Source organism: Tropicimonas isoalkanivorans (assembly GCF_900112335.1).
Lineage (GTDB): Bacteria > Pseudomonadota > Alphaproteobacteria > Rhodobacterales > Rhodobacteraceae > Tropicimonas > Tropicimonas isoalkanivorans.
In genome coordinates, this window is record NZ_FOLG01000015.1 from 43,643 (window position 1) to 56,596 (window position 12,954).

The 12,954-nt window shown below is 65.3% G+C and carries 12 protein-coding genes; all 12 read right to left on the bottom strand.

Annotation, left to right across the window (positions count from 1 at the left end; translation table 11 throughout):
- Positions 1 to 346: 346 nt before the first annotated feature.
- Entirely contained in the window at positions 347 to 1,927 is a 1,581-nt protein-coding gene (locus tag BM075_RS19535; RefSeq protein WP_093362476.1) for an acyl-CoA dehydrogenase family protein, read from the bottom strand.
- Position 1,928: 1 nt separating this feature from the next.
- Positions 1,929 to 2,801, bottom strand: a complete 873-nt coding sequence (locus BM075_RS19540; RefSeq protein ID WP_093362390.1) for an amidohydrolase family protein — start codon at positions 2,799 to 2,801, stop codon at positions 1,929 to 1,931.
- Between the two features lie 90 nt (positions 2,802 to 2,891).
- Complete coding sequence (locus BM075_RS19545; RefSeq protein WP_093362391.1) at positions 2,892 to 4,709, bottom strand: feruloyl-CoA synthase; 1,818 nt, start codon at positions 4,707 to 4,709, stop codon at positions 2,892 to 2,894.
- A 23-nt stretch (positions 4,710 to 4,732) separates the two neighbouring features.
- The gene (locus BM075_RS19550) at positions 4,733 to 5,215 is read right to left on the bottom strand and encodes a MarR family winged helix-turn-helix transcriptional regulator (protein ID WP_093362392.1); all 483 of its coding nucleotides are present in this window, start codon (positions 5,213 to 5,215) and stop codon (positions 4,733 to 4,735) included.
- 85 nt (positions 5,216 to 5,300) lie between these two features.
- Positions 5,301 to 6,068: a crotonase/enoyl-CoA hydratase family protein gene (locus tag BM075_RS19555; protein WP_093362393.1), complete on the bottom strand. Its 768-nt coding sequence runs from the start codon at positions 6,066 to 6,068 to the stop codon at positions 5,301 to 5,303.
- A 10-nt stretch (positions 6,069 to 6,078) separates the two neighbouring features.
- Positions 6,079 to 6,843: an SDR family NAD(P)-dependent oxidoreductase gene (locus BM075_RS19560; protein WP_093362394.1), complete on the bottom strand. Its 765-nt coding sequence runs from the start codon at positions 6,841 to 6,843 to the stop codon at positions 6,079 to 6,081.
- Between the two features lie 92 nt (positions 6,844 to 6,935).
- The gene (locus tag BM075_RS19565; protein WP_093362395.1) at positions 6,936 to 8,252 is read right to left on the bottom strand and encodes a TRAP transporter large permease; all 1,317 of its coding nucleotides are present in this window, start codon (positions 8,250 to 8,252) and stop codon (positions 6,936 to 6,938) included.
- Positions 8,249 to 8,836, bottom strand: coding sequence for a TRAP transporter small permease (locus BM075_RS19570; RefSeq protein WP_093362396.1), 588 nt, complete (start codon positions 8,834 to 8,836; stop codon positions 8,249 to 8,251). Before BM075_RS19570 ends, BM075_RS19565 begins: the two co-directional genes overlap by 4 nt.
- 74 nt (positions 8,837 to 8,910) lie before the next feature.
- The gene (locus tag BM075_RS19575) at positions 8,911 to 9,954 is read right to left on the bottom strand and encodes a TRAP transporter substrate-binding protein (RefSeq protein WP_093362477.1); all 1,044 of its coding nucleotides are present in this window, start codon (positions 9,952 to 9,954) and stop codon (positions 8,911 to 8,913) included.
- Between the two features lie 87 nt (positions 9,955 to 10,041).
- A complete protein-coding gene (locus BM075_RS19580) occupies positions 10,042 to 11,343 on the bottom strand; it encodes a lyase family protein (RefSeq protein ID WP_093362397.1) in 1,302 nt (433 codons plus the stop codon).
- Between the two features lie 7 nt (positions 11,344 to 11,350).
- Positions 11,351 to 12,184: a 3-oxoadipate:acetyl-CoA acetyltransferase gene (locus BM075_RS19585; RefSeq protein ID WP_093362398.1), complete on the bottom strand. Its 834-nt coding sequence runs from the start codon at positions 12,182 to 12,184 to the stop codon at positions 11,351 to 11,353.
- A gap of 49 nt (positions 12,185 to 12,233) precedes the next feature.
- Positions 12,234 to 12,926, bottom strand: a complete 693-nt coding sequence (locus tag BM075_RS19590) for a protocatechuate 3,4-dioxygenase subunit alpha (protein WP_093362399.1) — start codon at positions 12,924 to 12,926, stop codon at positions 12,234 to 12,236.
- Between the last annotated feature and the right edge of the window lie 28 nt (positions 12,927 to 12,954).

Here is a 12,954-nt window from a genome sequence, read left to right on the forward strand (position 1 = left end):
CCCGTTGGAACCAATGTGGATTTTTGATATATACAAATATTTCAACAGGTTATTGCAGGGCATATTGCGGGGTTGCACCTGCCGCATATAGGGTTGCGCATGTAAATTCCACCTACGGAGCCCGGCTGGAAGCATAGTTGCGCACCCAATTTTCGGGCTGCGTGGTGCGACCCGGGACCGCTAACGGTTGGCCGCGCGCAGCCAACCGAATGGCCGTTCTAAGTGCGCCGGAGGGATCTGGGTATTTTTGCCAACAAGAAGACCTGGCTTCGGCTTCTTGTTGGTTCAAATACCCCATTCTAAGCCTGCCACGGGCGGAACGTTCGTAGTCGCTGCGCCGGATGTCTCAGGCAATGAGAGCGGCGTATGCCTGCGCGAAAGCGCTGCCTCGCGCACGGGCACGGCGGGCGACCCGCCGAATGCGGTCCGGTTCAGGGTGACAGGTGGCGGCGGCCTCCATACGAACCCAGAGACAGCGCAGCAACGTCTCCGCAGTCAAGCGCATGAAGTCGTCGGCGAGGGGCGTCGGGTCTTCCGCTCCCGCAACAGTCGCCCGCGCCCTTGTCCAAAGCACATAGCATTCCGCGATTTCCGGGTGCGTCGCGGCTTCGGTCGCGACAAACGCGTCAAAAGCCTCCGCGGCGGGTGAAGACAGGAGCCGGGTCGCAAGGGCCCGAGCATGGATGCCGTTCGCCCCCTCGTAGATCGCCGTGATGCGGGCATCCCGATACGTCTGCTCCAGCCTGTACTCCCGCAGGTACCCATACCCGCCAAGCACCTGCATGCCGAGGTCGGCCGCGCGGATGCCCGCCTCGGTGCCGTGGTATTTCGCGACAGGCGTCAAAAACTCCACGAGCCCCGGGTTCGCGCCGCTTTCCAGCGCCACGGAGGCCAGATAGGCGATGGCGCGGGCGCCGAGGGCGAGCGCGTCGATCTCGTCCAGCATTCTGCGAATATCGGCGTGGGCATCGAGCGTCACGGGAGCCCCGTCTGGCCCGCGCCCCTGGACCCGTTCCGCCGCATACGCCCGCGCAACGTCGTGGGCGCGAGCGGCGTGGGCGGCGCCTTGGAGGGCGACGTCGATGCGGGCGTGGTTCATCATCGTGAACATCGCCTTGAGTCCCTGCCCCTCCGCGCCGATCAACTCCGCCTCGGCTTCGTCAAAGGCCAGTTGGCAGGTGGGCGAGGCGTGCAGTCCCATCTTTTCCTCGATCCGGGTGACCGTGACGGCGTTGCGCGTGCCGTCGGCCCGCGTGCAGGGGCAGACGAAGAGCGACAGCCCCTTGATCCCGTCGGCGGAGGTCCTTGCGAGAACCAGATGGAGGATGCGGTCGCTCATGTCCTGATCGCCGCCGGAGATGAATATCTTTTCACCGGTTATCGCCCAACCATCGCCGGCGCGCTCCGCCTTGCACCGGACGCGGCTGAGGTCCGATCCTGCGCCGGCCTCGGTCAGGCACATGGTTGCAAGGGTTTCTCCGCTGGCCAGCGGCGGGATGTGGCGCGCTTTCTGTTCGTCGGTTCCAAAATGCAGCAGCGTTCGCACGGCACCTGGAACCAGACCGGTCACCATCTGAAGCGCGTGGTTGGCGCCGGTGAAGATTTCGGACGTGATCGCCAGCATCGTGCCGTCGAGCCCTTGGCCGCCGTACGCCTCAGGGACCGTCAGGCCGGGCCAGCCCTGGTCGGCATAACTCGCATAGAGCGCCGCGAAGCCGTCGGGCATGCGGACGCGCCCGTTTTCCAGGCGGCAGCCCTGCTGGTCCCCCGGCTCGTCGAGTGGCGCGATCTCGGCCTCGGCGAAGGCGGCGAAATGGCCGGCGATCTCACCGGTGAGGTCGGCGTCGAAGTGCTCCAGCGCCGTCGCACCGGCCACGTGGGTCATGGTGAAAAGAATATCGTCGAGCGGGGCCACGAAGGGTTTCATCTCAGGCAAGCCCCAGCAGGCGGGCGGCATTGCCCTTGATGATGTCCGGGCGCAGCTCGTCCTTGATTGCGATCTTCTCGAAGTCGGCCAGCCAGCGCTCCGGTGCGATCATGGGCCAGTCAGAGCCGAAGAGGACCTTCTTGCGCAGGATCGAGTTGCAGTACTTCACGAGGATCTCGGGGAAGTACTTCGGCGACCAGCCGGAGAGGTCGATATAGACGTTGGGCTTGTGCTGGGCCACCGCCAGCGCCTCCTCCTGCCAGGGGAAGGACGGGTGGGCGAGGATGATCTGCATCTCGGGGAAGTCGACCGCCACGTCGTCCAAGTACATCGGGTTGGAGTACTTCAGCCGCATCCCGTTGCCGCCGGGCATGCCCGATCCGACGCCCGTCTGGCCGGTGTGGAAGAGAGCGATGGCACCCGCCTCGGCAATGGCCTCGTACAGGCCGTAAGCCATGCGGTCGTTCGGATAGAAGCCCTGCATCGTCGGGTGGAATTTGAATCCCTTGATGCCGAACTCCTCGATCAGCCGCCTTGCCTCCCGCGCGCCCATCTTGCCCTTGTGGGGGTCAATGGAGGCGAAGGGGATCAACACGTCGTCGTTCTCGGCGGCGAGTTCGGCCACCTCCTCGTTGCGGTAGCGGCGGTAGCCCGTCTCCCGCTCGGAATCGACCGGGAAGATGACCGCGGCGATGTTCTGCTCCCGGTAATGCTGCGCGGTTTCCGGCACGGTGGGCGGATGCGTCCAGGGAGCGCGAAAGTACTTGGCCATGGTTGCCTGCAGATCGTCATAGCCGTCGTCGGCATGGCAGCCGCAGGGCTCCTCGGCGTGGGTATGGATGTCGATTGCGCGGACCTTGGAAATGTCGACCATGAGACTGTCCTTCGGAAAAAACGGTGGGGTTGAATGCTGTCGTGCAGCGGTCATCCGGGCTTTGGCCGGGAGCGCCGTCAGGCGCCCGGATCATGCCAGCGTCACCGCCGGGTCGGCGTCGTCGTAGAGACGCTCCAACAGATCCTTGCGCCGTGTCAGGACCTTGCGGAAATTGAGGTTGCCCTTTGCGGTTATCTCGCCCTCTCCCATCGACGGCGGCTCGGCGAGCACGATTGCACGGGAGACGAGCGTGGAGCTGCCGGCGATCTCTCGCGCACGTTGCGCCAGGCGACGGTGGATCTCGCCCTGCAAGAGCTTGCAGGTCAGCGCGCCGCCGTCCTCGTGCAACTCGAACCCCTCTCGCTGCAACTCGGCGACATCGGGAAAGATCATCACGCCGATCTCGTTGCGATCCGCTCCCGTGATTACGAGCTCGGAGGCGAGCGGCGCAAGGTGGGCCAGCATGTCGAGCCGCAACTGGCCGGCGCGCACCCAGGTGCCGGTCTGAAGCTTGAAGTCGTCGGAGATCCGTCCGTCGAACCGCATGCCCTGGTTCGGGTCGTCCTTGTCGATGAAGACCATCGCGTCGCCGGTGATGAAGTAGCCTTCCTCGTCGAAGGCGGCGGCGGTTCGTTCGCGATCCTCGAAATAGCCCTCCATGATGTTCGGCCCCTTCACCCGCACCTCGCAGCGCAGATCGTCGTCGGGCAGGAGTTTCACCTCCACGCCGGTCAGCGGCACGCCGACGATGCCGGAGCGCTCGGTCGGTTCCTGCTGCATCATGGTGGCGGGTGCGGTCTCAGTCAGGCCCCAGGACGAGGTCATCAGCGGCACCTCGCCCTTCACCTCCATCGCCATCTCCTCGAAGCCGGTCCAGACTTCCTGCGGCAGGGACGCCCCGGCGTAAAAAATAAGGTCCAAATCCTCGAAGAAGCGCCGCCGGAGGTCTGAATCTTTCTTCAGCGCCCCGAGCAGCATTCCGAAGCCGAGCGGCACGTTGAAGGCGAGCGTGCCGGTCTGGAGCGAGAGGTTCTCCAGCGTGCGGTCGAACAGCCCTTTCACTGGCTTTCCGTCGTCGATGTAGAGCGACCCGCCGTTGGCGAGCATCATGTTGAAGTTGTGAGAGCCGCCGAAAACGTGGTTCCAGGGCAGCCAGTCGACGATCACCGGCGGACGGTCGCGCAGGAAGGGTAGCGCGTCGGCGAGTTGCGTTTGGTTCACGCACATCATCCGGTGCGTGGTCAGCACCCCCTTCGGGCTGGAGGTGGAGCCGCTGGTCATCAGGATCTTTCCCACCGTTTCCGGGGTGATCCGGGCGAAGGCGGCGTCCACATCGACACCGTCATCGCCTTTCAGCAAGTCATCGAACGACGTGGTGATCGTGGAATGACCGGGCCGGCTCGCAACGACCTCGATGCCCTCCAGCGCGTCCAGCGCCAGCGCTTCGGCGTAGTGGCCGGCATCGGACACGTAGGCCATCCGCGGCCGGATCAGCCCGATTGCGCCGCGCAGCCGCCCGTGGGCGCCGTGGATCAGGGAATACTGTTCCGCAACGGGCGCCGTCGGCACGCCGACATATTGCGCGGCCAGCGCAAGAAGCCCGTGATCGATGCCATTGCCCGACATGACGAGGATCGGCGTCTCCGGCCCCATGCCGCGCCCGAGCAGCGCCGCACCAATCGCCCGCACCTTCTGAAGGGTCGATGCAAAGGTCTCCGTCCGCCAGCCGGCCCCGCTTCGCTCGGCGAGAAAAACGCGGTCGGGGGCGGCATCCGCCCACTGATGGAGCCAGTCGCCGGTCCGCCCGGCCACCGGGCCGAGCGGATGGTTGGACCGCAGAAGGATGGTGCCATCCTCCCGATCTTCGCGGGTGACGGAGTGGCGCCGAAATCGATCGGTGCGTTTCATCGGTCTGTCCTCCCTGGTGCGCATCAGCCCGGTGGCCGACGCCGTTCGATCTTGTTCAATGCATCTTCCGCCGCCGCCCTCAGGTCTGGCGACACGCCCCGCAGCAGGGCCGCCTCGTGCGCCTTTACCGCCGCCACCGCCCGCGCACACAGCTCCCGGCCCTCCGCCGTGGCGACGAGCGCATACGCGCGGCGGTCGTTCGGCATCCGGTCCCGCCGGATCAGGCCGCGGCGTTCAAGCTCGTCGACCAGCACCACGAGGTTCGGCCGCTCCATGTCCATCGCGTCGGCGAGTTGAGCCTGGCGCAGCCCGGGGTTTTCCACGATCAGCACCAGCGCGGTGCAAGTAAGCATCCGCAGCTCGAACGGCTTGAGCGTCCGGGCAAGGTCCGCCTGCACCACGTTGAACGCGCGCTTCATGCGATAGCCGAAGAACTCTCGCATAGTGGCATCGCTTACCTTCGTCACCGGCTCGAGCGCTTGGGAATCCGGGCCGGGTGTCTTCATGGCGCACCCGCCCGGTCCGAGGGCAGCCGGCTCCCCGGCCGCGCTGGTGCCGCGCGCTCTCCCGGGGACGGAGGGGCCACTCGCATCACCGGAACCTCGGCGCGCGCTTTTCGAGGAACGCCGCCAGCCCTTCCACCGCATCCGGGCTGGTCTGGGTCAGCGCGGCGCAGAGGCTTTCGGTAAAAAGTCCGTCGGCCTTCGCCATGTCCTCGATCCGGGACAGCGCCTGGATCATGATGTAGTTCGACAGCGGCGCGTTCTTCGCGATCTTCCGGGCAAGATCCTGCGCCATCGGTAGCGCCTCGCCCTCCCCGACGCTGTAATGCGTGAGGCCGAGCCCCAGCCCCTCCTCAGCGGAATACTTCCGCCCGGTCAGCATCATCTCGATCATCCGGTCGGCCCCAAGGATGCGCCCGACCCGGACCGATGCCCCGCCGCCGACGAAGATGCCCCGACGCCCCTCCGGAAGCTGGAAGATCGTTGAGGGCTCCGCGATACGCACGTGAGTCGCCGTGGCCAATTCCAACCCGCCGCCGATCACCGCACCGAACATCGCGGAGACAACCGGCAGGCCACCGTACTGGATGCGGTCCATCACCTGGTGCCAGCCGCGCGAATGGCGCATGGTGCCCTCCGCATCGCGGGCGACATGCTCGCTCAGGTCCAGCCCGGAGCAGAAGTGCCCCGCCGTCCCGGTGAGCACCACGACCTTCACGCCCTCCGGCGGCGCGGAGAAGAAGCCGTCGATGGCCTCCAGCAGCTCGTCGCACATCGCGTTGCGCTTGGCGGGGCGGTTCATGGTGAGCGTCGCGATGGCATCCGCCACCTCGATCTTGAGAATGGGCTCGCTCATGGATGTCTCCTCAGCGTGGCGGCAGGCGCACGGCGCCGTCGAGCCGGATGGTGGTCCCGTTCAGAAACGGGTTGGTGATGATCTGTTCGGCCAGCAGGGCGTATTCGCGCGGCTCTCCGAGACGCGCGGGAAAGGGGATGTCGGCGGTGATTTTTTCCGTCACCTCCGGCGGCAGCCCCTCCATCATCGGCGTATGGAAAAGGCCCGGCGCAATCGCGACGACCCGGATTCCGTGGCGGGCGAATTCCCGCGCCGCGGGCAGGCACATAGAGGCGATGGCGCCCTTTGAGGCCGCATAAGCTGCCTGCCCCACCTGCCCGTCCTGATAGGCGACGGAAGCCGTGTTGACGATCACCCCGCGCTCGGTCGTCTCCAGCGGGTCCAACTCCGCCATACGGCGGGCGGCATGGCTCATCACGTTGTAGGTGCCGAAAAGGTTCACCCGCAGCGTCCGTTCAAAGACGTCGAATGAGAGCTTCCCCTCCCGCCCCACGATCCGTGCCGCAAGCCCCACCCCGGCGCAGTTGACGGCGATCCGCGGCACCCGGCCGAGCCTCTCGCAAGCGGCATCGACGGCCGCACCCACGGCATCCGCGTCGGACACGTCGACCTGCACCGCGACGCCGCCGATTTCTTCCGCCACGGTGTTGGCTCCGGCCGCGTCGAAATCCAGCACGGCCACCTTGCCCCCCTGCGCCGCCAGGTGGCGCGCCGTCGCCGCCCCGAGGCCGCTGGCGGCTCCGGTGACGATGGCTGCCTCTCCCGCGACCTTCATGGCGCCGCTCCAGTTTCGTTGTCATTAATCATTGTTATGCCTCATATCTAATGAATGCTGACTGGTCTGCCGAGTCCCCGTTCGGGGGGCCATCAGTCAGGCAGCAAGAACAGTGTTATGGCCGGGAACAGGACCAGGATCGCGACGCGGATGATGTCCGAACTGACGAACCAGATCACCGCCTTGTAGGTATCCTTCATGGCCGTCTGCCGGTCCATCGCGTTGATGATGAACAGGTTCATCCCCACCGGCGGCGTGATCAGGCCGACCTCCACGACGATCAGCACCAGGATGCCGAACCAAATTGCCATGTGCTCCGGGCTCATGCCGTAGTCCATCGCGCTGACCACCGGGAAGAAGATTGGGATCGTCAACAGGATCATGCTGAGCGAATCCATCAGGCAGCCGAAGACGAGGTAGAAGACGAGGATCAACGTCAGCACCGTCCAGGGGCTGAACCCCTGTCCGACCACCCAGCTCGACAGCTCCTGGGGCACCTGGCTCAGTGCCAGGAAGCTGTTGTAGAAGCCCGCCCCGAGAACGATGAAGAAGATCATCGCCGTGCTCATGGCCGTGTGAATGATGGCCTCCATGAAGACCCGCCAACCAAGGTTGCCGGAAACCAGCGCGATCAGCCCGGTTCCCGCCGCGCCGACGGCCGCGCCCTCGGTCGGGGTGAACCAACCTACGTAGATGCCGCCGACCACGAGCGCGAAGACGAGCAGCACGGGCCAAACGTCGATCAGGGCACGGACGCGCTCGGGGTATGTAACCGGCTCTCGGGTTCCCGCGGCGGCGGGGAACACACGGACATAGAGCGAGATGGTGATGACGTAGCCGAGCGCGGCCAGAAGCCCGGGCACGAAGGCCGCAAGGAACAGCTTGGCAATGTTCTGCTCCGTCAGGATGGCATAGATCACCAGGATGACGGAGGGCGGGATGAGAATGCCCAGCGTGCCGCCTGCGGCCAGCGTTGCGGTGGAGAAGCCCCCCGAGTAGCCATAGCGGCGCAATTCCGGCAGAGCCACGCGGCCCATCGTGGCCGCCGTCGCGAGCGAGGAGCCGCAGATCGCACCGAAGCCGGCACAAGCCCCCACGGCGGCCATCGCGACCCCGCCCTTGCGGTGCCCCAGCCAGCTTTCGGCGGCCTTGAAGAGTGCCGAGGACATGCCCGACAGCGTCGCGAACTGGCCCATGAGCAGAAACATCGGGATGATGGACAGCGAATAGCTCGAGAAGGTCGAATAGGTCTCGCTCTTGAGCTTGCTGAGGAACATGTTGGGCCCGCCCATGGCGAAGTAGAGCCCGCCGAGGCCGCAGATCATCATTGCCAATCCGATCGGGGCCCGCAGGAAGATCAGGAGAAGAAGGACCGGGAAGGACCAGTATCCAAGCTCGAGCATGCTCAATGGAGCGCTCCTTCCGAATAGGGCATGTAGCTGCGGCCGGTGAAGAACTCGATCACCCGAGCAACGGCGCAGTAGATCGCGACGACCGAGGCCGCGAGGGCGGCAACGAAGCTCGCCCCATAGGCCCACCACACCGGGAACTGCAGAAGGAAGGTCGTCTCACCATAACGCAGCTTGTCTTCCATACCGACAAACAGACGCCAGGTGATGAGCAGGATCACGGCACTCAGCGCGACTTCCCAGAGCGTGACCAGCAGGCGGTTCAACCAGCGCGGATACTTCGCCGCGAAAATGTCCACCGTGGCGTGACCGCCGTGGAGCTGGCAGATCGGCAGGAAGGCGAAAATGGCAAAGGCGACGCCGGCTTCGACCAGTTCGAAATCGCCAGCGACCGGTCCCACGCCCGTGGCGAGCAGTGCCCGCGACGCGCCTTCGGACATGGAGGTGAGGAAGGCGGAATGGGCGAGCGTGTTCAGACCGCGGCCTAGCACGCTGATGCAGGTCAGAAGCACGAGCGCCGTCAGCACAAGACCGCCAAGGATCGCCATGAGACGCCCGAGGCGTTCCATGAGGGTGAGCAACATGGGAAATCTCCCGAAGGAAGACGGAATGGATCAAGGGCTTCCGGGCGGGCAGCGCCCGCCCGGAGGTCGCGGACTTACATGGAGGAGGTGTTTTCCTCGATCAGCTCCAGCGCGCGCTGGCGCAAACCGGTGCCGTCGATCCCCTTCTGGTCCATTTCCTCGATCCAGGAGTCGATGGTTGGCTGGGCCGCGGTTTTCCATTCTTCGACTTGCTCCGGCGTCAGCTCGATGACGGTCGCGCCATCGGCGATCGCGGCATCCCGCGGGCCGGCATCGTCGGCCTGCATCTGCTTTCCGGCGAAGGCGGAGAATTCGAGACCGGAGTTGGCGTCAATCACGGCCTTCAGGTCGTCGGGCAGCGACTCGTACTTGTCCTTGTTCATCGCGAAGACAAAGGTCGCGGTGTAGAGCGTGTCGTCGCCGAACGTGGTGTGGTTTTTCACCAGTTCATTAATTTTCAACGCACCGGTAATTTCCCACGGAATGACGGTGGCGTCGATCACCCCCTTGGAGAGCGCTTCCGGGACGGCCGGGATCGGCATGCCCACCGGGGTCGCCCCAAAGTTGGCGAACATCTGATTGGTCACGCGGGTCGGCGCCCGAAGTTTCACGCCGTTGAGGTCAGCCAGCGATCCGATCGGCTCCTTGGAATGGATGATACCCGGCCCGTGAACCCAGAGGCCGAGGACCTTCACATCCTTGAAATCCTCGTCGAACATCGTCTCTTCGGCCAGCGCCCAGTAGGCGCGCGACACCGCTTCGGCGTTGGTCATGGTAAAGGGAAGCTCGAAAACCTCGGTGCGGGGGAAGCGGCCGGGCGTGTAGCCGGGCAAAGTCCACACGATATCGGCGACGCCGTCGATCACTTGGTCGATCAGTTCAGGCGGCTTTCCACCAAGCTGCATGGCCGGAAAGTGCTGGATCTCGATCCGTCCACCCGATTCGGCCTCGATCTTTTCCGCCCAGGGCACAAGGATGTTCGTCGGCGGGTTTGCTTGCGCCGGCAGGAACTGGTGCATGCGCAGGGTCACCTCCGCCGCAAGTCCACCGGTGGCAGTGAAACCGAGTGCGAGCGCGGCAGCGACTCCGGCGACTCGGATGAATGAACGATTGATCATGATGTCCTCCCTTTGGATCATCTTTTCCGCCTAACCGGCGGCAGAAGGTGATACGCCAACATTGTTATACTACATAACTGTATTTGTCTATCGCCTCGTCGCCCAGATACGCTCGGCTTCGGCGTGGCTCGCGGGCACGACGCTCGCCGGATCGAGGACACTGTCCCAATCGACGGCGGGGACCTTTTCTGCAAGCGCAGCTGCAAACCCCTCCGGCGCGGACAGAGCCGCGCGAACGAGGGCCTTCGCCTCGCTCCGGGAGCACTCCCGCGCCAGCGCGAAACTGGCCGCTTCCGCCATGGAGCCGGGTTGCGCGTCGAGTGTACGGCGCATGGCTTCCGGGTTGGGGATCAGGCTGTCAGCGAGCGCGCGAGCGTGGCGCAGAGCCGCGCCGCAGGCGAGCAGAAGTTGCGGCAGCAGGATCCATTCGAGCGCCCATGCCGCCCCGTCCCGCTCCTCGGCCGGCGCCGCCGCAGCAAGAAGGCCCCCGTGTAAGGAGGTGGCCAGCCGACCAAGCGTGAAGACGGCCTCCGCCGCCACCGGATTTGCCTTTTGCGGCATGGTGGAGGAGCCACCACCGTCTCCGGCGCGAACCTCGCCAATTTCGGAACGGCCGAGCAGGATCAGGTCGGAACCGAATTTCGACAGGCCCGCAACAACAGAGGCCAACCAACCAGCCGCCTCCAGTATGCCGCCACGGGCAGTGTGCCAAGGCGGGCTGTCGGCAAGGTCGAGCTCCGCCGCGAGCGTCTCGGAAATGGACGGACCGTAGGGGGCAATAGCCGTGTTCGCCCCCGCCGCGCCGCCAAACTGCACGCGAAGCGCATGCACCCGGACCGCCGGCAGAGCGGCTTCGGCGTCTATCAGGGGCTGCGCCCAGCGGGCAAGCTTTAGCCCGAAGGTGATCGGTGTCGCCACTTGCCCCCGCGTTCGCGCGGCCATCACAAGATCCTCGTGCGTGTGCGACTTAGCTTTCAGATCGTCGATCACCCCAGCAAGGCGACCCTCCAACAGGTCGAGACACGCGCGAAGCTGCAGCACCATCGCGGTATCTGCGATGTCCTGACTGGTCGCGCCCCAATGCAGCCAGTCGGCGGCGTCTTCGGGAATGCACGCGCGGACAATATCCAGAAGCGCGGGAACCGGCACGCCGTCCGCCGCAGTGCGCTGGCGCAGATCCTCGGGCTCGAGATCGATGCAAGCCAGATGTTCGTCGATCCCTTCCGCCGCTGCCTCCGGGATCACGCCGAGCCTTCCCTGCACCCGCGCCAAGGCCCGTTCGACCTCCAGCATCGCGCCGATCTCGCTCTTGCCGTCGAGCAAGGCGGCAAGTTCCGGGTCACCGAACAGGCCCTCGTAGGTTGCACTCGTCGTGAGGTTCACCAGCATCGGCACGTCATCCCGGCAAGCGCAGGCCCAAAATCTCGCGTGCCTGCTGCCACGACGCCACCGGGCGCTCGTATTTCTCGCAGAGCTCCGCAGCCCGCCGAACCAGCGCCGCGTTGGAAGGGGCCAGGGTGTCGCGGTCCAGCCTGACGTTGTCTTCGAGGCCCGTGCGAGTGTGACCGCCGGCAGCAATGCTCCACTCGTTCAGCGTGATCTGATGGCGCCCGATCCCGGCGGCGCACCATTCCGCCTCCGGCGCCAGCCGCTCTACCGTCTTGATGTAGAAATCGAAGACCTCCCGATCCACCGGCATCGCATTCTTCACACCCATGACGAACTGGACATAGAGCTTGCCCGGAACGCGCCCGTCGCGGTTCATCGCGACCGCCTGGAAGATGTGCGACAGGTCGAAGGCCTCGACCTCCGGCTTGACGCCATAGGTGCGCATCTCGCTGGCGAGCCAGTCCACCAGATCGGGCGGGTTTTCGTAGACGCGGGTGGGGAAATTGTTGGAGCCGACCGACAGCGACGCCATGTCCGGCCGAAGCGGCAGCATCCCGCCCCTGGCCCGCCCCGCCCCCGAGCGGCCACCGGTGGAGAACTGGATGATGATGCCGGGGCAATGCGCCTCCAGCCCTTCCTTCAGCCGCGCAAACTTCTCCGGGTCCGAACTCGGGGTGCCGTCGTCATTGCGCACATGGCAGTGGGCGATGGTCGCGCCGGCCTCGAAGGCCTCGTGCACGCTCTCCACCTGCTCCGCCACGGTGATCGGCACCGCCGGATTGTTGTCCTTCGTGGCAACCGAGCCGGTAATGGCAACGCAGATGATACAGGGTTTCGTCATGGGGTGTGTCCCGGGTCTCTCGTTTCGACCGGCCCTTGGCCGGACCAGGTCAGATGTCGAAGAAGACGGTCTCGTCCTCGCCCTGCAGCTTGATGTCGAAACGGTAGACCGGCAAGCCATCACGCAGCGTACGGGTGGCAATCAGGGTTTTGCGCCGGCGTTCCCATTCGATCAGGTTCATCACCGGATCCTCGGCGTTCGCCTCCGCCTCATCCTCGAAGTAGATCCGCGTGTTGAGCCCGATGTTGATGCCGCGCGCCACGATCCAGAGGTTAATGTGTGGCGCCATCTGGCGCAGTCCGGCGTGGCCACGTCCGTAGGCGTCTTGCAATTCTTCGTCGGCGGCCGGGCGAACTTCGCCCCCCATGGCGGCGCGAGCGGCCACCGGCCCCGGCTTGATCGTGTCGAAACCCCATTCGCCAGTCTCGAAGTCGGTGATGACGCGGCCCCAGCCGCGGAACCCCTCCTCCACCTCGCCCGGGCTCTCGGGATGCGCGTAGACGCCTTCGGAATTGGCCTGCCAGGCCTCCAGCATCACGTCCTTGACGGGCGAGCCGGTCGCGTCGATCACGATCCCCTCCACGCGGATACGCTCGCCCTTGGCATTCGGTCCTGCGATATCCCAGCCCAGTTCCTGCTGGTAGATGTCGAACCCCGCCGCGCCCGGCGCAAGGCCGATGTGGACGTAGGGGCCGGCGGTCTGGGAGGGGGTCTCTTTCAAATAGTCGAGTTTCTGCACCATGATGGAATCTCCTATGTCACGTTTCCGC

Excerpts from the sequence above, each read along its gene's own strand:
- BM075_RS19535 (WP_093362476.1), bottom strand. The coding sequence starts at position 1,927 with ATGAAACCCTTCGTGGCCCCGCTCGACGATATTCTTTTCACCATGACC.
- BM075_RS19540 (WP_093362390.1), bottom strand. The coding sequence starts at position 2,801 with ATGGTCGACATTTCCAAGGTCCGCGCAATCGACATCCATACCCACGCC.
- BM075_RS19545 (WP_093362391.1), bottom strand. The coding sequence starts at position 4,709 with ATGAAACGCACCGATCGATTTCGGCGCCACTCCGTCACCCGCGAAGAT.
- BM075_RS19550 (WP_093362392.1), bottom strand. The coding sequence starts at position 5,215 with ATGAAGACACCCGGCCCGGATTCCCAAGCGCTCGAGCCGGTGACGAAG.
- BM075_RS19555 (WP_093362393.1), bottom strand. The coding sequence starts at position 6,068 with ATGAGCGAGCCCATTCTCAAGATCGAGGTGGCGGATGCCATCGCGACG.
- BM075_RS19560 (WP_093362394.1), bottom strand. The coding sequence starts at position 6,843 with ATGAAGGTCGCGGGAGAGGCAGCCATCGTCACCGGAGCCGCCAGCGGC.
- BM075_RS19570 (WP_093362396.1), bottom strand. The coding sequence starts at position 8,836 with ATGTTGCTCACCCTCATGGAACGCCTCGGGCGTCTCATGGCGATCCTT.
- BM075_RS19575 (WP_093362477.1), bottom strand. The coding sequence starts at position 9,954 with ATGATCAATCGTTCATTCATCCGAGTCGCCGGAGTCGCTGCCGCGCTC.
- BM075_RS19580 (WP_093362397.1), bottom strand. The coding sequence starts at position 11,343 with ATGCTGGTGAACCTCACGACGAGTGCAACCTACGAGGGCCTGTTCGGT.
- BM075_RS19585 (WP_093362398.1), bottom strand. The coding sequence starts at position 12,184 with ATGACGAAACCCTGTATCATCTGCGTTGCCATTACCGGCTCGGTTGCC.
- BM075_RS19590 (WP_093362399.1), bottom strand. The coding sequence starts at position 12,926 with ATGGTGCAGAAACTCGACTATTTGAAAGAGACCCCCTCCCAGACCGCC.